Source organism: Pseudoalteromonas sp. KG3 (genome assembly GCF_030436385.1).
GTDB lineage: Bacteria > Pseudomonadota > Gammaproteobacteria > Enterobacterales > Alteromonadaceae > Pseudoalteromonas > Pseudoalteromonas prydzensis.
The window spans coordinates 1,668,433-1,694,553 of record NZ_CP098523.1; the positions used below are offsets into that span (position 1 = coordinate 1,668,433).

The window sequence follows — 26,121 nt, forward strand, 5'->3', positions numbered from 1 at the left end:
CACATGACACAATTAATGAACGCACCGCTAAATAAGGAACAACTGTTAGAACATGTACAAGCATTTGTACAAACGCCAGTTGATGACAAGTTAGATGCAAACCTCATTGAGCTTGGCTTAGACTCAATGCACATGATGCGCTTAGTGAACCAATGGCGTAAACAAGGTGCCAAAGTGACTTTTTCCAAACTGATTGAGCGGCCTGTACTCAATCACTGGATCACACTTTTATGCGCACAAACTGAACCCGACTCTGAAATACCTCAAGCACCTGAGCTACCAAATATAGATCCCTATGCGGAGTTTGCATTAACTGATGTGCAATATGCCTACTGGATTGGTCGTCAGGACGAGCAAGAACTTGGCGGCGTTGGTTGTCACGCATATCTAGAAGTGGACAATCAAGACATCGATCCACTCAAGCTAGAGCAAGCTTGGCATGCACTTTACCAATACCACCCGATGCTACGCGCACAGTTTACAGAATCTGGCAGTCAGCAAGTTTATTCACCATTGCCGACTCCTGGACTCGCAATCAATGACTTTAGCTCACTTTCACAAGCAGAGGCGACACAAGCGGTAGAGCAAGTGCGCAGCCGCCTGTCACACCGTAAGCTTGGTATTGAGCATGGTCAAACCATAGGTCTGGAACTGAGTCTACTGCCTGAAAGTAAATGCCGTATCCATTTTGATGTAGACCTGCTGATCGCCGATGTACAAAGCTTAAATATCTTATTAAAAGACTTAGCGGTGCTATACCATGGTGGCACGCTAGGCACAGATCCAAACTGGAGCTTTGCAAAATACTTAGCCTATGAACAGACGCAAAACCAAGACAAGCTTAAAGCCGATAAAGCCTACTGGCAAACGCGTTTAGCTACACTGCCGCCTGGTCCGCAACTACCACTGAATTGCGACCCACAAACAGTGACAAAGCCAGAGTTTTCTCGCCGCTTGCACACACTGACAGCAACTCAATGGCAAACACTTAAAAATACGGCGCAGCAACACCAAGTAACACCGGCAATGTTACTCGTCACAAGTTATGCTTATGTACTTGCCAAATACAGTGCCGAGCAAAAATTCACGCTCAACTTGCCCCTGTTTGACCGAAAAACTCAGCACCCGGGCATTGAGAATGTGGTTGCCGACTTCACTAATTTATTGCTTTTGGATTGCGATTTTAGTGACGCTAAAGAATTTATTGAACATGCTAAGGCGGTACAAAGCCAATTTCACCAAAACGTTGCGCACAGTGATTATTCCGCAGTCCAGATCCAACGCGACTTAGTAAAACACGGTTATGCTCAGGGCGTCAGTGCGCCGGTAGTATTTGCCTGTAATTTAGGCACCCCACTGTTATCGCAAAAAGATACCGTACTTGGACAATTTAACTACATGATCTCGCAAACCCCGCAAGTTTGGTTAGATCACCAAGTGTACGAAGTTGACAGAGGCTTGATGCTGGCGTGGGATGCGGTCGATGAGATCTTCCCTGAAGCGTTGCTCGATACCATGTTCGCAAGCTATGTAGAACTGCTAGAAAAACTGGCAGCAAACAATGATGCATGGCAAGCACTACACTTACTTGAATTGCCACCATACCAGCAGCAGCAAAGAGAAAGGGTGAATAATACCACCGCCCCTTACACACCGCATACATTGCATGAAGCATTTTTTAACTGTGCTAAAACGCATCCAAATAAAACGGCCTTGGTATTCAACGGCGAACAACTGAGCTACCGCACTGTCGCTGAACAAGCGCTGCGCGTAGCTGCACACTTAAAACAGCAAGGGCTAGGTGATTCAGAACCGGTGGCCGTGACTTTACCTCGAGGATATCAGCAGATCATCGCAGTGCTGGGGGTGCTGGCAGCTGGCGGCTGTTATGTACCAATTGGCACCCATCAACCTCAATCTCGACGAACTAAGATCCACAACACCGCAAAAATCAAGTTGGTACTAGCCCATCAAGACGATCCTGAACATGATCCAGCAGTCCAGCTCATTAATATTCAAGCAGCACTGCAAAGTGCACCGCTCGGATCAGCAATAATTGCAAGCCCAGCGAGCCCGGCCTATATCATTTTCACCTCTGGCTCCACAGGTGAGCCGAAAGGGGTTGAAATGAGCCATCAGGCCACTGCCAATACTATTTATCAGCTTAACAAAGACTATCAAATCGGCCATAACAGCTGTGCTCTTGCGGTGTCGGCATTGGACTTTGATTTATCTGTGTATGATATTTTTGGTCTGCTGAGCGTAGGTGGCCAGCTTGTCCTAGTTGATGAGCAACAGCGCCGTGATGCACAAACATGGTTGGAACTAGTGCATCAACATAAGGTCACTATTTGGAATACCGTGCCGGTGTTACTAGACATGCTTTTAACCGCGGCCGAGCAAGACAGCCGCCAATTAAAATTTGAGCAAGTGATGCTGTCTGGCGACTGGATCGGCTTAGATTTACCACCCCGGCTACAGCACATTAGCGCAACTAACCCACCGATCATTGCGATGGGTGGCGCAACCGAAGCGGCGATTTGGTCAAATCGCTGTGAAGTACGTGCCCCACTACCTCTGGACTGGCATTCAATCCCTTACGGTAAACCATTACCAAACCAGAAGTACCGTGTTGTTGACCAGCATGGTCTTGATTGCCCTGATTGGGTCCCTGGTGAATTGTGGATTGGCGGTATTGGCCTTGCGACTTGTTATCGCGGCGACAGTGCGCAAACAGCTGCGCGCTTTGTAGAGCAAAATGGTGAACGCTGGTATCGCACAGGCGACCAAGGTCGCTATTGGCCTGATGGTAACCTTGAGTTTTTAGGGCGAATTGACCACCAAGTAAAAGTGCGCGGACACCGTATTGAACTAGGTGAAATTGATACCGCCCTTACTAACATCGACGGTATTCAACGCGCCGTGACGGTCACCATTGGCGAGCCAAAAAGCCTTGCTAGCGTAGTTGTATTGACTGCCCATAGTGAACTTAATAGCACAGCTATTCAACGTCAACTGCACAAGCTTCTGCCGGATTATATGGTGCCAAGTCATATTAAGTTTGCTATACAAATACCACTTAGTGCCAACGGCAAGGTAGATCGAAAAGCGCTGATCAAGCAACTAACAGCCACACAGCAGTATTCAACGGCTAGCCTCACTAAGCCACAAACAGACAACGAAAAACGCCTAGCCAAAATTTGGCAGTCTTTACTGGGTATTGAACAAATAGGCCAGCAGAGCCATTTCTTCGAACTAGGTGGAGACAGCTTAATTGCCACACAACTTATCGCAAAGCTTAAGCAACTGGGTTTGGCATCACCAAAACCACTATCCGATTTATTCTCAGCACCGCAGCTAAGTGCCTATGCAGCACGTTTAGAAAGCGTTGTGTCTGTGCCAAAACTTGCAGTCGTGCCCGACCTAAACAACCGCTTTGCCCCATTCCCGCTCACAGAAGTTCAGCGCGCCTACTGGATGGGTCAAACACCGGGTTTACCACTTAACTGCAGCACTTTGTATTTGCTTGAATTAGAAGGTGAAAACGTTGACCTACAGCGTATGGCGAAGGCTTGGGATAGACTCGTTGAGCATCATGAAATGCTACGCGCTGTGATCACACCAGATGGCCAGCAACAGCTGCTATCGCACTTGCCAACTATGTCCATAGCCGAGGTTAGCCTAAAATCGGAGACAGAAAATCACGCAAGTGCAGCGCGCGACCACCTGCACCAGTTCTGGAGTAAGATCTGTAAAAAAGCACTGCAGAGTCATAATCAGAGCGACTCTGTAACCCTGTCTAATCACCGTATTTGCGCCGTGCATTATGGTGATAACAAAACCCGCTTGGGGATCATTTTTGATTACTTAACCTTGGATGGGTTCAGCATTAAGTTATTGTTGGATCAACTTGCCAGCCTGTACAACGATCCGACTTATCACTTAGCCAAAATCGACATTTCATTCCGGGACTATGTGATCCAAGTGCAACACCATGATGCAGAACGCGCAGCCGCAGAAGCATACTGGCGCGAGCAGATAGACACATTGCCACCAGCGCCACAACTACCGCTAAGACAAGACCCACAAAGTATTACCAAGCCTGAGTTTGTACGCCGTGAGGCACAGCTAAACGCAGATACATGGCAAGCACTTAAAAACCAAGCGAGATCACACGGGATCACGCCATCGGTGTTACTACTAACGGTATACAGTAATGTATTAAGACGTTGGAGCGAAGGCGACCACACCTTAAACTTAACCTTGTTCGATCGCCAAGACGTACATCAAGACATTAACAAAGTACTTGGTGACTTTACTACCTTGGCACCCATTGCATTTCGTGCAAACACTGAAAACTCTCTACTAGAGCAAGCTAAAAAAGCACAACTGCAAATTGCTCAGGCCATTGAACACAAAGCAATTTCATCTATATGGATGCAACGTGAACAGGCACGTCATGGCACATTGACCTCTGCTGCACTGCCAGTGGTATTTACCAGTACCTTGGGCCTTGGTGGTGGTTTGTTTGAAAATTCCAGCGGTAACTTTCCGCAGATTGTACCGGGTGGTTTATCTCAAACACCGCAGGTTTGGCTTGACCATCAATTGTATGAATTTGATGGGGCGCTTATCTTATCTTGGGATGCGGTAGATGCACTTTTCCCGCAAGGTATGATTGACGACATGTTTACCAGCTATATTGACGCACTCGAAGAGCTGTGCCACAGCAGTTGGGAACAAACTATGTCGCTACCTTTACCAGATGCGCAAGCGCATACACGCATAGCGGTTAATCACACCGAAAGCCCACAAACGCCGCGTACTTTGCACAATGCTATTTTTGAGTATGCAGAACAAAATCCAGACGACACTGCCCTTGTATTTGAAAACAGGGTTGTCAGTTATGCAGAGCTAAGCAAGCAAGCGCTGAGCATTGCAGCACTGTTACAACAACACCAGCTTGAGCCGACAGAACCTGTCGCGGTCACTCTACCGCGCGGTATTGAACAAATAGCTGCCGTATTGGGTATTATGGCTGCGGGTGGCTGCTATGTGCCAATTGGTGTGCATCAGCCAGCTAGTCGTCAAGCAAAAATCCATCGCACAGCGGGGATCCGATTAGTCCTCACAGACAGTGCTCACCTTGACACCGAATCAATCGACTCAGTCACGAGGTTAGATGTGGCTACTGTAAGAAATCCGCTTGCAGCAATCGTGAATAGTTCGCCAGCACAGCCTGCCTATATTATTTTCACCTCAGGATCTACAGGTGAACCAAAAGGTGTCGAAATGTGCCATCAAGCCACAGCAAACACCATAGATCAACTTAATAAAGCCTACAACATAGATAAGAACAGCAGTGTGTTGGCCGTTTCCGCCTTGGACTTCGACTTGTCTGTATATGACATCTTTGGCTTGCTAGGCGTGGGCGGTAAGGTTGTCTTGTTAAGCGATGAAAATCGCCGCGATGCTCACCAGTGGCTGCAACTTGTGCACCAACATGATGTTAATATCTGGAACTCAGTACCAGTTCTACTCGATATGTTGCTGGTTGTTGCAGAGCAAGACGACAGACAACTGCCATTCAATCAAGTAATGCTATCTGGGGATTGGATTGGCCTTGATATCCCACCGCGTTTGCAGGCAAAAAGCAAAGCCGATATACCACTTATTGCTATGGGTGGTGCAACAGAAGCGGCGATTTGGTCAAACGTCTGCGAAGTGAGAGGTGATATCCCTGTTCAGTGGCATTCAATTCCTTACGGCAAACCATTACCAAACCAAACTTATCGCGTCGTCGATGCGCAAGGTCGTGACTGCCCAGATTGGGTGGCTGGAGAGCTATGGATAGGTGGTGCAGGCCTAGCAACCACATACCGAGGCGATAAAAAACTCACAGCTGATCGTTTCGTCAACCATGAAGGCAAACGCTGGTATCGCACCGGCGATAGAGGTCGTTATTGGCCTGATGGTAATCTAGAATTTTTAGGTCGTATAGACCAGCAGGTAAAAGTACGCGGTCATCGTATAGAGCTGGGTGAGATTGATACTGCTCTGAGTCGTATTGCAGGCATTACCCGTGGTGTCGCGCTCACTATCGGCGAGCCAAAAATGTTAGTGGCCGCGCTGGTAATGGACGAAAACATCACACTTAATAGCAAAGCTGTTAACGCTGAACTTGCACTTCTACTGCCTGATTACATGGTGCCCAATTATTTATTAGCTGTAGATGTACTGCCACTCAGTGCCAACGGTAAGGTTGATAGAAAACAACTTGCTGCACAATTTGACGGTCAATTTACTGCGCTTGAAGTGGAGCTGACGCCGCCACAAACAGACAACGAAATTCAATTAGCTAAACTTTGGAAAAGCTTATTGGGTGTTGCCGATATAGGCCTTCAAAGCAGCTTTTTTGCGCTAGGTGGTGATTCACTTTTAGCTACCCAGTTGCTTACTCAACTTGCCCAACAAGGGCTATCGACCAAGCAGCCGCTACGCACTTTATTTGCGAATCCAACCCTTGGTGCGTTTGCTGCAACGCTAGTGACACAGCAAGCCACACAAAGCCAACAAATCGTTGCTAAACCTGAGCTGCAATTTGAACCATTTGCACTGACTGAGGTACAAAGTGCTTATTGGTTAGGTCAAACAGCGGGTTTTCCTCTCAATTGTGGTACCCACTACTTGCTAGAGCTAGATAGCTTAACACTAAATATTGAGCGTATGACTCAAGCTTGGCAAACCTTATACGCACGTCATAATATGCTGCGTGCCAAGGTTAGCAATGATAATCAGCAGATTGTATTGCAAGACACTTGTGCACCAATGCTGGACATCGAGCAACAGGTTTACGCGAATTTAGACCTAGCTAGGTGTCAAATCAACACTTGGTGGCAAGCACAAAACAGTGCGCATCTACATGACGCTGTGGCGATTAAAATCGTGCGCTATCAAGCGGATGGAGATGAACGTACCCGCCTTGCCTTGATGTTTAATTACATGACCCTTGATGGTTATAGCATCATGCTGCTATTGCGCGAGTTTGCCACCTTGTATCAAGCACCACAAACCAAACTTACGCCACTGACATTAACTTTTAGAGACTATGTCACGCAGCTACAAAACAGTCAGCAGGCGATAGATGAAGCGCAAGCCTACTGGCGTAAGCGTTTAGCAACTCTGCCAGAGGCTGCAACACTGCCGCTGGCGCAAAACCCACTGCAAATTGAACACAGCGAATTCTCACGCCGTAGCGCAAGGCTGCCCGCATCTAAATGGCAAGCCATTAAACAAGCGGCCAAAGAGCAAGGTGTTACTCCAAGTATTTTAGTACTTACCGCCTATGCAGAAGTGCTCAGTCAATACAGTGGTGGTCATGCTCATACTTTGAACTTAACGCTCTTTGACCGTCAAAACGTGCACCCAGAAGTGGGCAGTATCGTTGGTGACTTTACCTCACTGGCACCACTTGATTACCATCCTGACGAGCAAGTCTCCATTGCCCATCATGCGCAGCAACTGCAAAACCAACTTGCCGATGTGCTGGAGCATCGCGCCGTTTCATCCGTTTGGGTGCAAAGGGAGCGTAGCCGAACGATGGGGCATACTGCGGCCGCATTGCCAATCGTCTTTACCAGTACTTTAGGAATGGCTGATGATTTATTGGCAGACTCCTTCAATGAAGGTTTACCACAGTTTACCGATGGCGGATTGTCGGCAACACCGCAAGTTTGGCTAGATCATCAAATGTATGAATTCAGAGGCGAGCTGATTTTATCCTGGGACGCTGTCGACGCTCTGTTCCCTGCAAATTTGTTAGACAACATGTTTGCACGCTTCTTGACGCTTCTTGATGAATTGGCTGATTCAGCAGACTCGCCATTTAGTTATGTGCTACCTGAAACCCAACAAGCGGTACGTCACAGCGTGAACAATACTTTCGCCGAGCAACCCCCCCGAACCCTACATCAAGCTATGTTTGACTATGCCCGCCAGCACCCAGATACAACCGCACTGATCGCTGATGCGCAAACGGTGACCTATGGCGAGTTGGCAGACAAAGCACTGCGTATCGCCAACTTACTCGATACCCAAGGTTTGGCTGCGGGCGAACCTGTAGCCGTGAGCTTGCCAAGAGGTATAGCACAGGTGGCCGCCGTATTTGGCATTATGGCGGCAGGTGGCTGCTATGTGCCAATCGGAGTGCATCAACCAACAAGTCGCCAAGCGAAGATTCACCGTACCGCGGGAATTCGCTGGGTACTGACAGACGAACAGCATATAAAACAAGAGGTAGAAGTAGGCGTAACGCGCCTCAATGTGGCGGATGCAACTCGCTTCGCACCACTGGCAACGCCCTTGCCAGTGGCAACAGATGCTCCAGCGTATGTGATCTTTACCTCGGGCTCTACAGGCGAGCCAAAAGGGGTAGAAATGTGTCATCAAGCGACAGCAAATACTATTGACCAGCTCAATCAGCATTATGCTATCGATAGTAACAGCCGCGTGCTCGCGGTCTCTGCATTAGATTTTGACCTCAGTGTTTACGACCTATTTAGTCTACTAAGTGTCGGTGGCAGCGTGGTATTGCTAAATGAAAATAATCGCCGTGATGCTGCAACTTGGCTTGAACTTGTACATCAACATCAAGTCAATGTCTGGAACTCAGTGCCAATACTGCTAGACATGTTACTCGTGGTTGCTGAAAACGACGCCCGCTCACTGCCATTTGCTCAAGTAATGTTATCTGGCGATTGGATTGGCCTAGATTTACCTCCACGCTTGCAGGCTAAAACCCATCACACTATGCCACTAATTGCTATGGGTGGTGCTACCGAAGCGGCTATTTGGTCAAACAGTTGTGAAATCAAAGGAGAGCTGCCAGCCCATTGGACATCTATCCCCTATGGCAAGCCACTACCTAACCAAACCTACCGTGTGGTGGATCCATTTGGTCGCGACTGCCCTGATTGGGTTGCCGGTGAACTTTGGATTGGCGGTGTCGGTCTTGCCACTGCATACCGTGGTGATGAAAAACTCACTGCTGAGCGATTTGTCATAGCAAATGATAATCGCTGGTACCGCACAGGCGATCGTGGTCGCTATTGGCCTGATGGTAATCTCGAATTCTTGGGCCGAATAGACCACCAAGTTAAAGTGCGCGGTCACCGTATAGAGCTCGGTGAAATTGACGCTGCTTTTGCACGTATTGAGGGCCTCAGCCGCGGTGTGACATTGACCATTGGGGAGCCGAAGAAGCTCGTTGCTGCCTAGTTAAAGAAGCAAAAGCCACGCTGGATGCACATGCTATCACCGCACAACTTCAGCAACAGCTACCTGAATACATGGTGCCAAGCCACTTATTGGAGCTAGAGACATTACCGCTAAGTGCCAACGGTAAAATTGACCGCAAGCAACTGAGCAATGAATTCATGGCACTGGATTTAGAGCAAACAGAGTTTGAAGCGCCAGAAAGTGAGCTTGAACAGCAACTTGCCGACATTTGGCAACAGCTACTTAAACGCGCACAGATCTCGCGTCATGATGATTTTTTTGCCATTGGCGGTGATAGCTTAAGCGCCACTCAGCTGATCCAAACACTTCAACAACAACACATTATTCCTGCATCGTTGTCACTGACAACGCTATTTAGTGCGCCAAGTATTGCCAGCTTGGCCACTGCCATTAATCAAGCGTGGCGCGATTTAAGCGGTAACACCAGTGACACAGCTGAACTATTTGAAGAGGGGACAATATGACCATCGCCAGTATAATCGCTGATTTTGAAAGCCGTGGAGTTTACCTTTGGGCCGATCAGGGTAACTTAAAATTTAAAGCGCCTGCTGGCGTGATGACAGCAGCACTTAAAACCCAATTAAAAGACAACAAAGCAGCATTTATCGATTATTTAAGTGACCCTGTGATGGCGGCTATTGAACCAAATCACGCCGACCGCTATCAGCCCTTTGCGTTAACGGATCTGCAGGTTGCCTATTTGGTTGGTCGTAACAACGCCGTGGAATATGGTGGTGTGGGGTGTCACAGTTATATCGAATTGAACCTTCCCAATATTGATGCCAAACACCTGCAAACGGCTTGGCATAAGCTGATCGAACGCCATGACATGCTGCGTGCTATCGTCAATCTTGATGGCACACAGCAAATTATTGCCGATGTCACAGCAAAGGCCATTCGCGTTCACGAGTTTGCAGATTTTGATGAGCAAACTCGTCAAGATAAGCTGCTAGAGCTGCGTGAACAGCTAGCTCATCGCCACTATCAACCAGACAAGTGGCCACAGTATGACGTGCATTTAAGCCAAACAGGCAAAGGCTCCATACTGCATTTTTCTATCGATTTGCTCATCGCTGACTTTGCCAGCATTCAAATTCTGCTTGCAGAGCTTGGCGAGTTATACAATCACCCAGAGCGCGAACTTGCGCCTCTGAAGGTATCTTACCGTGACATTGTTATTGCACGAAAAGCCCTGTTAGACCACCCAAAAACGGCGCAACGTTATGAACAACACAAAGCCTATTGGTTAGACCGCATTAAAACGCTACCTGCACCGCCTGAGCTGCCACGTGCAAAAAGCACAGGCAATGATGAAAATGTTGAGTTTTCTCGCTTACACTTTAACTTAGAGCCAGCCCTTTGGCAGCGCCTCAGTGAGCGAGCGAAAGGCCACCAACTAACGCCTTCCAGCTTAGTGTTGGCAGCATTTACGGAAGTCATTGGACGTTGGTCACGTCGCCCTGAATTTTGTTTGAACTTAACCATGCTCAATCGCGCCAATGTACACCCTGATGTACGTGGTGTGGTTGGCGACTTTATCGCGGTAAACGTATTAGCCGTGTCGCCCAACCCTCAAGCGGGCTTTGCTGAGCGTGCTAGCCAGTTGCAACAACAGCTATGGCGCGACTTAGAGCACAGCGACTTTACGGGGGTTGAAGTGCTACGTGCCATGAATCAAGACCAACAAAGCAACACCATAGTACCGATTGTTTTCACCAGTACCCTTGGCTTGTCTGCAGATGAGCTAGACAGCAACCAATTTATGCACGACGCACAGCTACGCTACGGCATCACTCAAACGCCACAGGTGTGGCTGGACTGTCAAGCAACTGAACGCGGCGGTGAGCTGATTGTAGATTGGGATATCCGCCAAGGGATTTTCCAAGCGGGTGTAATTGAACAAGCCCATCAGGCATTTTGTACCCTGCTGCGCTCACTAGCTGAAAATGATGCACTATGGCAATCCATCAGTCCTGTGAGCTTACCTGAACAAACGCAAGCGCACATCGCAAAACTGAACAACACCAAAACAGAACCAGTTAAAGGGTATTTGCACTCAGGCTTTGCACAGCATGCATTAACAACGCCCAATCAAGTCGCGGTGCTCGACCAACACGGTGAAATGAGCTATCAACAACTCGCCGAGCTTGCTCTGCAAATCAGGCAAACCTTTGTGGGCTCTGTCAAACCGGGGGACCATATCGCCATTGTGTCTGACAAAAGCGCGCAGCAAATTGCGGCAGTCTTGGCGGTATTATTTGCCGATTGCGTGTATGTGCCCATTGAGGCGCAACACCCACTTGCACGCCAGCGATCCATTATTGCCAACTCAGGTGCCAAAATTGTACTGACAGAGTCACTGTATGCGGGCGAAGATTATGGTTCAGATATGACTGTTATCTCATTTGATCAAGTGCTACCTGTCATTCTAAAGCAAGACTATCAACATCTACTCGATGCATTCAACCAACGTCGACAACAGCAAACTTTTGTCGACTCAGCGGCTTATGTGATCTATACCTCAGGCACCACAGGTCAGCCAAAAGGTGTACAGCTCTCACATGGTGCCGCACTTAACACCGTGCTTGAGATCAATCGCTTGTACGATGTCTCCCCACAAGACAAAACCTTAGGGCTGGTAAGTTATGGCTTTGACTTGTCAATTTGGGACATCTTTGGCACGCTTTCGGCGGGTGCTACATTGGTGTTGCCGGATCAAGCTTTACGAGCTGATCCAAACCATTGGCATCAAGTGATTGCCAAGCACAAGGTGAGTCTCTGGAACTCGGTGCCAGCACAAATGCAAATGTTGATGACCAGCCGACCGTGGGCAGAAGATCTAAACCTCAGTACGCTCAGACTAGCTATGCTTTCTGGTGATTGGATCCCAGTTCAACTTGCCCAGGAAATGCTCCAACAACTACCACACATCAGTTTAATTAGCCAAGGAGGCCCCACTGAAACAGCAATTTGGTGTGTGCATCACCAAGTGACAGATATTGCCTCGGATGCCATATCAGTCCCCTATGGAAGACCGTTAGCAAACCATCAAATCCATATTTTAAATGACCGACTAGAGCCCTGCCCAACCTGGGTAACTGGTGAAATGTATATTGCTGGCGATGGCTTAGCACTGGGTTACTTAAACGATGCGCAAAAAACCGCTGAGCTGTTTATTGAACACCCACTCACGGGTGAAAGGCTTTATCGTTCCGGCGATCTCGGCTGTATTATGGATGATGGTATAATTGCCATTCAAGGGCGCGAAGATGGCCAAATCAAAATCAATGGCCATCGCATAGAGCTTGGCGAAATTGAGTCAACCATTGCTAAACATCCAGCGATTAAACATGTTGCGGTGAGCAATCTATCCAGTGATGGTAATTTGGCTGCTGCCCTTGTGCTGCAAGCAGGTGTCGACACTGAAATGGCAATCAGTGAGTTGGCTAACTTACTGGCTGATAAACTACCTAAATACATGCTACCAGCGCACTATTTTGCCTTAGACACACTCCCCCTTAGTCAAAATAGTAAGCTAGATAGAAAACAACTTAAAGTGCAACTCACGCACATGCAGCAACAACTTACAACGCAATTTGAAGCGCCGCTCGACAATCATGTTGAACAGACGGTTGCGCAAATCTGGCGTGACTTATTGGGGGTTACTGAAATATCTCGTCACGATGACTTTTTCCAGCTAGGCGGTACCAGCTTAAATGCGATCAACCTTTTAAGTGCATTTTTAGCTGCGGACTTTGATGCTGACATTGACCTAATTTTCAACAATGCGGTGTTCAGTGATATGTGCGACACGCTAGAGCAAGCAAATCAAGCGAAACAAGCGTGGCTGGATAGCATCGACTTGGGCGATATGGCAGCTAAGGCACTAACCGGGCTTGCTGACGCCCTGCCATACGACCCAAGCTCACCAGCAAACACTGTGCTATTGACTGGTAGCACCGGGTATTTGGGCAGTTATGTACTGAGGGAGATGCTAGATAACACCGACTATCAGATTGTCTGTTTGATGCGCTGTGATGACATTCAACATGGATTCTCACGCTTGGAGCAAGCCGCTGCAGAAAAAGGATTGCCCGCGAAAATTTCGCACGAGCGCATTCAGGTAGTCAGCGGCAGTATGTCTGAAAGCAACTTTGGGCTAAGTGACGCAGACTATCAAGCACTCAATGCGCAAGTTGATGTGATCATCCACAATGCATCGATCATTAATCTGATGGATCCGCTTTCATCGCTATATCCTAGCAACGTGGAAGGTGCCCGAGAAATCATCCGATTGGCAAGCTCGCATCACGTGAAACCGATACATTATATTTCCACCATTGGCGTACACCATGCGCTGCCTGTAGATACACCGCAGCCAGTGCTTGAGCAGACCCAGGTGGTGCCATGGCGTGAGGTGGATTTAACTTATGAGCAGTCAAAGATCATGGCTGAAACCTTATTCACAGAAGCAAGGCGTCACGGTGTACCGGTAAATATTCTGCGTCCAGGTACCATCACATGGGCTACCACAAAGACACCGTTTATTAACAACGATGCGTTCTTAAAGTTTTATCGTGCCTGTTTGCATATTCATGCTTACCCTGCGTCAGAACTGGCGGTAAATATAGTCCCCGTGGACTACGTGGCAAGGTGTATCACCGCCATCTTAAAAGGTGCAACGGGTCAAAATAGTAACTTCCACTTAGTGTCGGATCAAAGTACTGAAGTGGCTCAGGTCTACACGTGGTTTAACGAACTTGGCTGTGATATTCAGCCACTTGATTTTATTACATGGAAAGACACCCTTAATGACAATTTTGTGCGCAGCTTTGTTGAGCTTTATTTTAAACAAGGAATGGACGCAGGGGGTCACCACCAGTATGCCACCGACAACCTTAAAGCCATTTTAGCCAAGTTCGACCTAGCCAACTTTGCCGTCGACCGCGATTACCTGAAACCACTTACACAGAAGTACAACAATGCTTAATGCCACACAAACCAACAATGACGCGTGTTACCGTATTTTCAAAGCACGCCCAAATGCTTCTAAGCGCTTGATAATATTGCCTCATGCGGGCGGATCTGCAAGCTACTTTCGCCAGTGGGCCGATATCAGCGAGCCAGACTTAGAAATTGTGGTAGTGCAGTATCCTGGCCGTGAAAGCCGTATGGCGGAGCCTTTAGTGTCGGATATGAATCGCTTGGTTAGCACTTTGGCCACAGGCCTTAAGTCTCTGTTGAATAAACCTTATATTTTGTTTGGTCATAGCATGGGCGGCGGCATCGCCTACGAACTTGCCATGCGCATTCAAGCCTATCGCTATCCGCCTCCCATTCAATTGATAGTCTCAGCGGTTGAAGGGCCAAGTTGCCATCATGCAACTAAAGTGCACAAAGCCAGTGACGAGGCCATGCTTAATGAGCTAAAGCGCTTAAATGGCACAGGTGTTGATCTCAACGCCTACCCAGAGCTTCTAGATATGATGATGCCCTTACTGCGTAATGACTATAAGTTGATTGAAACTTATCAGCCAGACCTCAACGCAGCTAAATTACAGCACCCACTTACAGTGATGCTCGGTTCAACCGATACCGAGCTCAGCTATGAGGAAGCAGAGGCTTGGCAGCAAGTTTGCACTCAGCCTATCAATATTGAGACCTACGAGGGCGGCCATTTTTACTTAGCCGATCATATTGATGCCATTCTCTCGCACTTGAGTTTGCTGTTCCCCGCGCAAAAAACTTGGTTATGCACCCCCTAACCAGCTAGGGAGCTGCAGTGGCAGCTCCTGCTTTAGCAAACGCCCATAAAATTATCGCTTTTGGGGATAAGCAACCCGATATGGGTAGTACTCAATTATTAACCTCTGCAAAATGAAGCAATTTAATTAAGTCAATTTTTCGCAAGGAAACGCTAATGCGCCGCTATAACTTGTTGTTTTGTGTATTTCTATCCGCATTACTGTCTCACAACGCTTACGCCCAGTTCCCCGTTACGGTGAAAGATGACCGTAATAAGCTGGTCACCATTAATTCAGCGCCAAATAAGGTCGCTGCGGTCTCTGTATTTGGGGCAGACTTACTCTATGCTCTTGGCATGCAGGCTGCGGGGATCTCAACATTAAACCACCAGTTGTCACCTTATCTTGGTGAGCAAACCAAACAGATGGTGGACCTTGGAGAAATTCACGAAACTAATTTAGAGGAATTAACAGCTTTAAAACCTGATCTCACCATCGGGTTGCGTACCTATACCGAGCCTTTTGCGACCAAATTTGAAGAGATAGGCCACTTTTTGGCCTACGATTTAGTCACCAAAGCCGACTCAGATCGGGCGATCACATCCGCCGCTAAAGCGCTGGGTAAATCAACGCAAGGCGTTGAACTAAACCGCGTATTTAACACCCAACTAGAACGCTTTGCATCGCAACCACTCAAACCGCAATCAGTGGTGTTTTTGTGGCATTGGTCGGATGTACCTTATGCATTTTTTGATCATCATTTTACCGTTGCAATGATGACGGCCCTAAAAGCGAAAAATAGTGTGGGCACCTCGCCACAGCCAAACTTAAAGAAGTTTGATTCAGCACCAATTTCGATGGAGTCTTTATTACAGCTCAACCCTGATGTGATCATCTCCTTTAAGGGTGAACCTGGGCCTTTTAACTATCATCCAGTTTGGAAACAACTCAAAGCGGTTAAAAATGGCCGTGCCTATCGCGTTGCAGATCATTACGTCATGCCGCATGGGCCCATAGCAAGAAGTTTAATTTTGCAGGAATTGGCATATTTACTTCATCCAGATAAGTTTTCTCCGCCGAGCAGCTTAGCCAAAGAAGCACAGGCCACCCAGATGCAGTTTGTTAATTTATAACCCTTAATTTAGACACACTATGATGAATTCAGTTGTACTTCGCTTTACTGTATCACCGGTTGGCTTATGTCTAGTAGGCTTGTGCATGTTAATACTCAGCCTACTGCTGTCTATATCTATCGGCGACTATCAAATCTCGCTAAAAGAGCTTTGCTCGGTGCTTGTCTCACCGTCAGAATCACTGGCTAGCTTCGTCGTTTGGGAGCTGAGAATGCCCCGCCTCGTTTTAGCTATGATTGCCGGCGCTGCGCTTGGGATGGCAGGTGCGATTACCCAAGCGGTCACGCAAAATGAACTCGCATCTCCGAGTCTAGTCGGTGTATCAGCGGGAGCCGCATTGGCTATTGTCTTGCTCCTCGTATTCACCAGTTTGACTACTCACTATCACTTCATTGCTGGTATTTTTGGAGGCACTATAGCGATGTCTGTCACGCTATGGCTATCTTGGCAACAAAAGCTAGAGCCTGTGAATCTCATTTTGTCTGGTTTGTGTATCTCTTTATTTTGTGCAGCCGCAACGACTTTGTTATTGATCTCAGTAAGCACAGACACACGGGGCTTGTTTTATTGGCTGCTAGGCAGTGTGGCAAACCGTACTTGGCAACATGTATCATTATTAGCTCCCATCACATTGCTTGGCCTAGTTGTATGCGTGTTTTTAGCCCGTCCCCTCACTGTGTTACAGCTTGATAGCGAAATAGCAAAAAGTATCGGCGGACAGGTAAAGCGATGGCGTATTCAAGCGCTAGCACTTGCCGTTGTACTCACCTCTGCCACGGTGTCTGTCACAGGCCCAATCGCTTTTGTGGGCTTGGTTGCCCCGCACCTTTGCCGAACTTTGCTACCCAAGCACTTAGCATATGAGTATCGCTATGTTTTATTTGGTAGCGCACTAAGTGGTGCTGTGTTAGTCAGTGTTTCCGACTTACTGGCAAATTATCAGGAGATCCCTGTGGGCATTTTATGTGTGCTGTTTGGCGGGCCAAGTCTAGTTTGGTTAATACATACCCGATATAAGCAGGCCTCCATATGAACCCAACTATTGCGACACATTCTGCCATCGCCACGCCAACTTGGCCTTTTTATGGGCTGTTAATCTCGCTCATTGCACTGCTTGTTGGTTTATTTTTTGCCGCGCTGTGTATGGGGTCAGTACCGCTTTCTTTGCAATCTGTTTGGCATGCACTTATTGCCTCGACACCGCTAGAGAGCGAGTCGAATATACTCTGGCAGCTGCGTTTACCACGCTCACTGTTGGCTATGCTGGTTGGCATCCACTTTGCTTTGGCGGGGCTGATTTTGCAGGCTGTGATCCGCAACCCGCTGGCAGATCCAAGTATTTTAGGGGTAAACGGTGGCGCAAGCTTAGCCATCGTACTTTGTTTACTTGTGGTTGATTACATTCAACTGCAAGTGCTCAATTTAAGTGACGCAACCTTTGACTTTGTCTGGTTGCCGGCGGTGGCGTTACTTGGCGGAGTTTTGGCCACTGGGTTGGTTTTGAAACTGAGCTGGCGACAGCAACTACAACCCAATCAACTAGCACTCAATGGCGTGGCGATAGGTGCGGTACTGAATGCGTTGGTGATGTGGGCTATTTTGGCATGGGGTGGAAACCGTACTGAGACCAGTTTGATATGGTTAGCTGGCAGCCTGTATGGCAGGGACTTTAGTCAATTGTATTTACTTCTCCCTTGGACATTTGTCGGTGTAGTTGGTTGCTTTTTACTCTTAAAGCACCTCTCTATACTGCAACTAGACAGCGAAGTTGCCCAAACGTTGGGACTCAATGTAAAACGCTGGCGCTTAATCAGTTTGTTTATTGCAGTGGCTCTTGCGGCCAGCGCAACTGCAGTCACAGGTCCACTGGGATTTGTTGGTTTGATCGTGCCTCATTTTGCAAAAGTGCTACTAAACCGTTTTGGTTTAGGGGCTAGCCTGTTACATCTCATGGTTGTCTGTATTTTATCTGGAGCCACGTTAACACTGGCAGCAGATATTGCTAGTCGCACACTTATCTCGCCTTTAGAGATCCCAACAGGCACGCTAACTACTTTGCTGGGTATTCCCATCTTGCTCCTGTTGATCCGCCGTCAAAGTTAGGATATGTCATGTTAAACGCAAACCAAATCGCCTTACATTATCAACATAAGCCCGTGATACAAAACTTATCAGTCTCAATTGCACGCCATCAGATCACCGCGATTGTCGGTCCAAATGGCTGTGGTAAATCCACCCTACTTAAATTGCTTGGAGGACTTACCAAACCTAGTGAGGGCACTATCTCTTTGGAGCAAAAGCCACTGCATAAATGGCGCCCTAAAGCGTTAGCAAAAAAGCTAGCATTACTCGGGCAAAACCCGCAAGCACCGGGTGGAATGCTCGTAAAGCAACTCGTAGGACATGGCCGGTTTCCCTACTTAGGATTGTTTAACACATTATCGCAACACGATCAGCATGCAATCACGTGGGCATTGAAAAAGACCCAATTAGAAGAATTACAACATAAACCACTGGAACATTTATCGGGTGGAGAACGCCAGAGAGCGTGGCTGGCCATGGCTTTAGCCCAACAGTCTGAGATTTTACTCTTAGACGAACCCACCACTTATCTCGACTTAGGTCACCAGTTTCAGCTTTTAGACCTGCTCAAGCAGTTGCAAATTCATGAGCGCAAAACCATTGTGATGGTACTGCACGATATCAATCAAGCTAGTCAATTCAGTGACCGAATTATCGCCCTTAAAAAAGGCGCAATAGTGGCAGATGGTACACCGCAACAAGTAGTCACCAAGCAAATCATTAACCAACTGTTCAATATTGATGTTTCAGTCGTGCCTCAGCGCTATGGCAAAGTCATAAAACCGCTGTGCTTACCACTTGAAACTCAAAACCAGTTGACCTCAAACTCAGCGGTGCCATTGCGCAGCGCGGCAACCTAAAATCAACAATAGAAGCTAATGAGATGGAATTAGAAATTCGCGATGTATCAAAAACATATGCAAATGGTGTACATGCACTTAAAGCTATCAACTTAACCATAGGAAAAGGCATGTTTGGCCTACTTGGTCCCAATGGTGCTGGAAAAAGCAGTATTATGCGCACCATTGCCACACTGCAAACGCCCGATAGCGGCGAAATACACTTTGATGGACAAAGCATCTTTGCAAACCCCACTGAGTTTCGTCGTCAGTTAGGCTACTTGCCACAGGACTTTGGTGTCTACGCCAATGCATCCGCCACTGATATGTTAGATTATTTCGCCCGTTTAAAAGGCATTCAAAACGCCAAGCAGCGGAAAAGCAAAATTGACCAATTATTGCAGCTCGTTAATCTCACTGAGCATTGTCACAAAGCGGTAGATACTTACTCAGGAGGCATGCGTCAGCGCTTTGGTATCGCCCAAGTTTTATTGAACAACCCAAAAGTCATCATTGTCGATGAACCAACAGCGGGGCTAGATCCTGCCGAGCGTAACCGCTTTTACAGTATTTTGCATCAGCTTACTGACAGCGCCATTGTGATCCTTTCCACACATATTGTGGGAGATGTGACAAACCTATGTGGCGATATGGGTATCCTCAACCGGGGCACAATACTTGCGCGTGGCAAGCCAGATGAACTCGTCGCATCCATTGCTCAGCAGATTTGGCATAAGTCGGTATCTCGAGAAGAATTAAAGCAACTGCGAAGCAACCACAAAGTGATTTCAACACGCATTGTTAAAGGCGAGATACAAGCCACAATTCAAAGCGACACTGCACCTGCTCACTTTACGCAAAGCGCTGCGGACCTTGAAGACTTCTACTTCAGCTACGTCCCAGAACTTGCAGTTTAAGGAGCTCGCATGTTTGTAACCAGTTTTTTATTTGAGCTTAAATATCGATTGCGCTCCACAGCCACTTGGGGTTGCTTGATTGCCATGATCATTATGGGCTATCGAGAAATGCTAGGCGGTGAATGGGATATGCTGATGCAAAGTGGCAGGGTCGCTCGCAATTCTCCATACGCTATTTATTACCTGTTTATGTACTACACGTTTTGGGCGGCCACCGTAGGCAGCGCACTAGTGATCCCCACATTACTTAGGGATCTTAATTCGAAAACGGCAGATTATTTGTATAGTTTTGATATTAATAGTAAACACTATTTTATAGGTAAATACTTAGCTTGTTTAGTTATTGTAATGTTGGTGATGAGCTCGGTTATCATCGCCATGGTTACTCTGCCTATGGTATCAAATCTGTTTGGGCTCTACCCTGCCAGTGATTTTATGGCCACCTCATGGCCACATATTTTACATGCGATGCTAATTTGGGTGCTGCCTGCTTGTATTGTTTATACTGCCATTCCTTTTGCGCTCACCGCACTCACGGGCCGCGCTACACCAGCTTATGCCGCCATGATGATAGCAGTAGGATCGTTTGTCTTGATCACCGCCTTATTTGGTGATGGAGCACCACAAGCGCCTTGGTTGCGAATTGTCGATCCACTGGGCAAAGTCACGGTTGAAGGGCAAATTTTTTACTGGACGGCAGAACAAAGAATGAGCCAGTTTTTAAGCTTAGACAGCACCTTACTGTATAACCGCCTCCTCTATTTGAGCTCGGCACTTACTCTGCTCGCATTTGCTTGGTGGCGCTTTGATTTAACAACATTCAGAACCAGCAACAGTCAAAAGTCGGCCGCCAAGCAGGTAACTAAAGGCCAACAACAACACCGCTCAGGTAAGTTAAACATGGCTCCATTGGCACTCGTAACCAATGATGCGATAGCCTATTGGCTCAAATTCAGCGCCCATGCTGGGTATTTACAAGCACGGCAAATCATTACTAATCGAGCATTTTACCTTTCAATGTTGACCTTGGCGTTAATGTTACTTATCGCCGGATTGAGTTACCGCTTACCGGGAATTGAGGGCAGTGCAGCCATCTTGCCAAAAACCCACACGCTCCTGCCCGTTTTAATTTACCCAAGCTTAATTTTCACTATGCTCGCTGCCGCATTCTTCGTCGTTGATCAATGCCACAAAGACCACCAACTCAATACTGCGCAGCTTGTTGCTGTGTGCCCTGCACCCGACTGGCAAGCGCCGCTTAGCCACATCATCGGTGCGGTCATTGTTGCAGTTGTTTTGATGCTGGTTCCGGTTACAGGTTTATTGGCCACTCAATTAGTACAAGGCTACATCGACCCTGATTGGCAGAGTTTGTTGCATTTAAGTTTTATCGTATTACTGCCATTAATGCTGGCTTATGTGTTCATTGCAATCATCAGTTATGGACTTTTACAGTCCAAAATTGCAGCGCAAGTGCTCGCTGTGATGCTGTGTATTTCCCCAGCGATATTCAATGAAACAAACGCTGTAGAAAATTTTATGTTTTTGTGGGCATGGCCATCCATCGCGCAGCTGTCTGAGCTTGCATCTATGGAGCAGTTTATCGTCAGAGATATCAATATTATGCTCTACTGGCTCAGCTTTTATTGCGTATTGCTGATGCTGGTCAGCTGGTTCTGGCCAAGGGGCATAATTGCACCATTTAAAGAAAGGTTAATGGTATTGCCACGCAAAGTCGCACCACGTTCACTTGCCTTTATGCTGTTAGCGGTTACGATTTTTGTCTATCAAGCGCATTCAATCCATCAAGATATGATTATCAATGGTCAGTTTCAAACTCAAGCTGATGGCTATGCAAAGCAAGTTGATTATGAACAGCAATATCGTCAATTTGATACCCAGCCGCATCCTAAAATTAACCATGCTGAAATTGCCATATCGCTTCACCCAAATAAGCGTTCGCTTGGTTATACGGCCAATTTTACACTTCTTAACCCACATCACACGAGCATAGAACAACTGCTAATTAACACTGACGATTTTACTTCTATCGATGAAGTCAGTATGAAGGGACAAGCACTTTCGCCTGTTATTAGCGACGATACGCATCAAGTCTCGGGATGGGCTTTTAATACTCCACTGTCTTTTCAACAACAAAGTCAGCTTAGTATGACTGCCTCAGTGCAATACCAAGGCTATAGCAATCGTGCAACCGACTACCTCGGCAATGTGACAAAAAGTGCGAGCTATATCAATGCGGATTTTTGGCCCACAATCGGGTTTGAAAGAGACAAGATAATCAAAGACAATGCTCTGCGAGAGCAACATAAACTCGACCCGTTAGCGTCAGACTTTTTTAGTCAATCTACCACATCCGATGTTTATCAACACAATGATGCAGACTTAATAACCTATAAGTTGAAAATAGACGTGCCCAGCAACCAAGTTGTTGTCGCACCAGGAGAACTGATTAATCACCAAGTTCTTGGCCATCGCCATAGCTATGAATATAGCACAACCACGCCCAGTCACTGGAAGCCAGCCATTGTGAGCGCAAAGTATCAGACACGCCAAGCGAAGTGGATAAGCCCTAAGACGGCGCAAGAAGTATCTATCGATCTGTTTTATGTCAATGCTGATGAAATCATCATTAATACGATGTTGCAGCGCGCAATGCATGCCCTTGAACAAGGTGAAGCGGTGTTCGTCGCCTACCCTTATAACAGCTTAAAAATTGCCGCACTGCCACAGGGGATGGGGGAACAAACGGTGAGTGCAAATCTAGTGCTGATCCCTGAAATGTCGGCTTGGCAGCATAATTACCAACAGCCGCCCAGTATTGATTGGCTAGGATATACATTGCATCGCGCTATAGCACAAGTGTGGTGGCAGAACATTGCAGTCGCTAACACCGCGGGTTATCCCTTGCTGTCTGAGGGGATCCCTACCTGGTTTGCGCTGACCAAGTCAGGGCTTAGCAGCGAAGCAAGACAACAATTACTGACAACCCTCACCGATGAATATCTACTAACACGGACCAAAGAGTCAGGTGTGGAGAAAAATGCGCTAGCATTGACACTGCAACCTTATGCCAATAACAAGTCACAACTTGCAGTCTATGCTGCATCGCAACTTATTGGCGATAAACAATTTAGCAGCGTGGTTAAGGACACGGTAGTTAACTACCGTGCACAACAAGGGCGACATTTTGTGTCTGCACAACATTTATATCAACAGCTTACGCAGATCGTACACGCTCAGTACAAAAAGCAGCTACACACTTTATTTCAACAGGTAGTGTTACATGACTTTACAGTACAAAACCTACAGCTGGAAAAACTCAATAACAATCACTACAGCCTTGTTGCGAACTTAAAAGCCGTTAGTATTGAACAACAAAACGACAACGCCTTGCGAGCGCCCTATTCAGGCACATCCTCTGTTACTATTTACTTTGAACAAGCTGGGATCTCCAAAAGCCACGACCAAGAAGTATATTTTAACGAAGGCAAAGCGGAGTTAAGAATGTACTTACCTCAACCTCCCAGTAAGCTCTTCATTAATGAAAATGGCGCTTTTATTGATATCGCATACAGTGACAATGTCCGACAGTTATAAACATCTAATTAAGGCGCGATATGCACGCGCCTTAATCATTTTAATCCTTCGCTATATCCCGCTTTAAAAAAACCCGCAGAGAGGGGTAATTACCGTTTTCGGGTAGTACCTAAATCCCCCTACTCACACAATAACGAACAATAAAAAATAGGGCCGACCACATGGCCGCTGCTGAACAGAAATCAGCCTAAAAGCGAGTTTCTTACACAGCAATACTTTAGTACCCAACTACTCTACTCGTTGTTATTAGGAGCTTACTTAATATGTATCGTTACAAGCTGACACCTGCAGCCAATTCTAGTCACTCGCTTTCAAAACTTAGCCGTCACGTTACGCGCGCATTATTTGCCCTTAGCTTAGGCGCTGTTTCTTCAGCTGTTTATGCTGACGAACAAGCTAAAAAAATAGATTTAGAGCGTATTGAGGTCACCTCCGAAAAACGGGCCGCCAATATCATGGAAGTGGCGTCCAGCGTAACCGCAATTTTTGGACAAGAACTGATCGACTCAGAAACCTATTCCATCACCGAACTTGGGCACGCAATCCCGAGTTTACACGTTTATAGCTGGGGCGGTCGAAGAGACAGCAACGTCTTTATTCGTGGTATAGGTCCTGGTTTATTTACCGAGCCAACCATTGGTTTTTACGTCGATGGCGTTAATTACAGCAATAATAGTATTTTCGATTTGGACCTTGTCGATATCGAACGTGTTGAAGTACTTCGTGGCCCTCAAGGTACGCTGTACGGTGGTAACTCTCTTGCGGGTGTTATCAATATCACCACCAAGCAACCAGATGAAGTACAAGAGTTTAAGGGAACGTTTTCGGCTGACAACTTTGGCTCAAAAAGAGCTCGATTAGGCGTCAATACGCCTATTAATAACGATGACCTGTTCCTTGGCTTGTCTGTATCAGTACACAATTCCGATGGCTATCTTGAAAACACTTACCTCAATAAAGACTTTGGCGCACGGGATGATATCAGTGCGAGAACAAAACTAAGATGGGTTGCCTCGGACAATCTCGAAGCCAATTTCATTGTCGATTATGAACATTTTCGTGGCGATTCATATGCAATAGGTCCACTTGAGAACATCAAAGCAAACCCAGATCAAGTAGAGCATGACTTTGAAGGGGTCGATGATCGTGATGCGCTCGGTGCCTCGATAACACTCGATTATACCGGTGACAATGTAGATTTTATCTCAATCACAAGCTGGCGTGATTGGGACAACTTTAACACCGCCGATCAAGACACCGGCCATGATCCGAGTTACCAATACCACAGTCACTCGACTGAAAAATTTGACCAGCTTTCTCATGAAATGCGTTGGAGCTCAAAAAATACCGATAATTACCACTGGCTAGCTGGCGTCTATGCCTATAAAGCCAATGCTCATTACACGGCAAGACATGACTTAAATTTTTCTGCGCTGTATCCAGGTAGCGGGCCTATGGTTGATCGCTCTGTCATCAGCAAAGACGACCAAGCTTGGGCTGCATTTGGACAAATTGACTATGCAATCAACGAAAACATTACTGTGATTGCTGGGCTACGTTATCACCAAGAGCAACGAGCAGCTGACATCAATATTAACTCCCAGTCTACCGCCGTTACTTCGCAATATGATGGAGAGAAAAAATTCAGCGAAGTGCTGCCCAAATTGGCCCTCTCGTATCAAACAAGTAATGACGACCTAATTTATGCTTCTTGGAGTAAGGGCTATCGAGCTGGTGGATTTGATACTGTGTATCCTAACTTAAGCAAGCCCAGCTTTGAGCCAGAGTACAGTAATAACTATGAAATAGCATATAAGGCATTAGCTTTAGATAACCAGCTGAGCTTCTCAATCACTGCTTTTTATGTATCTTTAGACGACCAACAAGTTCAGCAAATGTTAGAAAATACCACCATTATTACTGACAATGCTGGTAACAGTACCAGCAGAGGTATCGAATTTGAATCGCGTTATCACCCCCACCCAGACTGGACTGTTGGATTCTCTAGTAGCTATGTGGATGCGACCTATAGCGAGTACGAGAGTGTAAATTTAGCAACTGGCGTAGTAGAGGATTACTCAGATAATCGCCTGCCGAATACGCCAAAGCTCAGCGCAAACTTATCCATTAGCAATCGCACTGAGTTAAACAGCGACTACATATTATTCACACAGCTAGAAAACATTTACACGGGTGAACATTACTTTGATGCGGGTAACAAAATGAGACAGTCAGCATATCATCTCTTGAATGCCAAAGTGGGCCTTGAAACCGAAAACTGGTATGCGCACTTATGGGTGAAAAATACGCTCGATGAATATTATTCAAAAGTTGCATTTAACTTTGGTTTTGGTGTAACAGCAGAAGCAGGTAACCCAAGGACTATTGGCCTCACGGTCGGCACCAATTTCTAAACCGATAAATAGGGAAAGGTGGCACTAACTTACTTTGCGCCACTTTTACTTTATACAACACAATATCAATGCGTTGA

The 26,121-nt window shown here is 46.8% G+C and carries 11 protein-coding genes; all 11 read left to right on the top strand.

Going from position 1 to position 26,121, the window contains the following annotated elements; translation table 11 throughout:
• The first annotated feature begins 3 nt into the window (after positions 1–3).
• The 11 genes from NDQ71_RS08005 to NDQ71_RS08055 all read left to right on the top strand — a co-directional run bounded on the left by NDQ71_RS08005 (position 4) and on the right by NDQ71_RS08055 (position 26,044).
• Positions 4–9,276 (top strand): non-ribosomal peptide synthetase, encoded by a 9,273-nt coding sequence (locus NDQ71_RS08005; RefSeq protein ID WP_301562542.1) that lies wholly within the window; start codon positions 4–6, stop codon positions 9,274–9,276.
• Positions 9,277–9,347: 71 nt separating this feature from the next.
• Positions 9,348–9,761, top strand: coding sequence for a phosphopantetheine-binding protein (locus NDQ71_RS08010; protein ID WP_301562543.1), 414 nt, complete (start codon positions 9,348–9,350; stop codon positions 9,759–9,761).
• Entirely contained in the window at positions 9,758–14,287 is a 4,530-nt protein-coding gene (locus NDQ71_RS08015) for a non-ribosomal peptide synthetase (RefSeq protein WP_192542161.1), read from the top strand. Before NDQ71_RS08010 ends, NDQ71_RS08015 begins: the two co-directional genes overlap by 4 nt.
• Positions 14,280–15,062, top strand: coding sequence for a thioesterase II family protein (locus tag NDQ71_RS08020; RefSeq protein ID WP_192542160.1), 783 nt, complete (start codon positions 14,280–14,282; stop codon positions 15,060–15,062). The genes NDQ71_RS08015 and NDQ71_RS08020 overlap by 8 nt, the downstream gene beginning before the upstream one ends.
• Before the next feature lie 155 nt (positions 15,063–15,217).
• On the top strand, positions 15,218–16,174 hold the full coding sequence (locus NDQ71_RS08025; RefSeq protein ID WP_192542159.1) for an ABC transporter substrate-binding protein: 957 nt from the start codon (positions 15,218–15,220) through the stop codon (positions 16,172–16,174).
• Between the two features lie 19 nt (positions 16,175–16,193).
• Positions 16,194–17,207, top strand: a complete 1,014-nt coding sequence (locus NDQ71_RS08030) for an iron ABC transporter permease (RefSeq protein WP_301562544.1) — start codon at positions 16,194–16,196, stop codon at positions 17,205–17,207.
• On the top strand, positions 17,204–18,277 hold the full coding sequence (locus NDQ71_RS08035; protein ID WP_192542157.1) for an iron ABC transporter permease: 1,074 nt from the start codon (positions 17,204–17,206) through the stop codon (positions 18,275–18,277). Before NDQ71_RS08030 ends, NDQ71_RS08035 begins: the two co-directional genes overlap by 4 nt.
• 8 nt (positions 18,278–18,285) lie before the next feature.
• Positions 18,286–19,116, top strand: a complete 831-nt coding sequence (locus NDQ71_RS08040) for an ABC transporter ATP-binding protein (RefSeq protein ID WP_192542156.1) — start codon at positions 18,286–18,288, stop codon at positions 19,114–19,116.
• 23 nt (positions 19,117–19,139) lie between these two features.
• On the top strand, positions 19,140–20,012 hold the full coding sequence (locus NDQ71_RS08045; RefSeq protein WP_192542155.1) for an ABC transporter ATP-binding protein: 873 nt from the start codon (positions 19,140–19,142) through the stop codon (positions 20,010–20,012).
• Positions 20,013–20,021: 9 nt separating this feature from the next.
• On the top strand, positions 20,022–23,630 hold the full coding sequence (locus tag NDQ71_RS08050) for a hypothetical protein (protein WP_301562545.1): 3,609 nt from the start codon (positions 20,022–20,024) through the stop codon (positions 23,628–23,630).
• Positions 23,631–23,893: 263 nt separating this feature from the next.
• Positions 23,894–26,044 (top strand): TonB-dependent receptor, encoded by a 2,151-nt coding sequence (locus NDQ71_RS08055; protein WP_301562546.1) that lies wholly within the window; start codon positions 23,894–23,896, stop codon positions 26,042–26,044.
• Positions 26,045–26,121: the final 77 nt, after the last annotated feature.

Bases quoted from the DNA above. Each gene is read 5' to 3' on its own strand.
- NDQ71_RS08015 (WP_192542161.1), top strand. From the start codon at position 9,758: ATGACCATCGCCAGTATAATCGCTGATTTTGAAAGCCGTGGAGTTTAC.
- NDQ71_RS08035 (WP_192542157.1), top strand. From the start codon at position 17,204: ATGAACCCAACTATTGCGACACATTCTGCCATCGCCACGCCAACTTGG.
- NDQ71_RS08055 (WP_301562546.1), top strand. From the start codon at position 23,894: ATGTATCGTTACAAGCTGACACCTGCAGCCAATTCTAGTCACTCGCTT.
- NDQ71_RS08010 (WP_301562543.1), top strand. From the start codon at position 9,348: ATGGTGCCAAGCCACTTATTGGAGCTAGAGACATTACCGCTAAGTGCC.
- NDQ71_RS08030 (WP_301562544.1), top strand. From the start codon at position 16,194: ATGATGAATTCAGTTGTACTTCGCTTTACTGTATCACCGGTTGGCTTA.
- NDQ71_RS08005 (WP_301562542.1), top strand. From the start codon at position 4: ATGACACAATTAATGAACGCACCGCTAAATAAGGAACAACTGTTAGAA.
- NDQ71_RS08040 (WP_192542156.1), top strand. From the start codon at position 18,286: ATGTTAAACGCAAACCAAATCGCCTTACATTATCAACATAAGCCCGTG.
- NDQ71_RS08025 (WP_192542159.1), top strand. From the start codon at position 15,218: ATGCGCCGCTATAACTTGTTGTTTTGTGTATTTCTATCCGCATTACTG.
- NDQ71_RS08050 (WP_301562545.1), top strand. From the start codon at position 20,022: ATGTTTGTAACCAGTTTTTTATTTGAGCTTAAATATCGATTGCGCTCC.
- NDQ71_RS08045 (WP_192542155.1), top strand. From the start codon at position 19,140: ATGGAATTAGAAATTCGCGATGTATCAAAAACATATGCAAATGGTGTA.
- NDQ71_RS08020 (WP_192542160.1), top strand. From the start codon at position 14,280: ATGCTTAATGCCACACAAACCAACAATGACGCGTGTTACCGTATTTTC.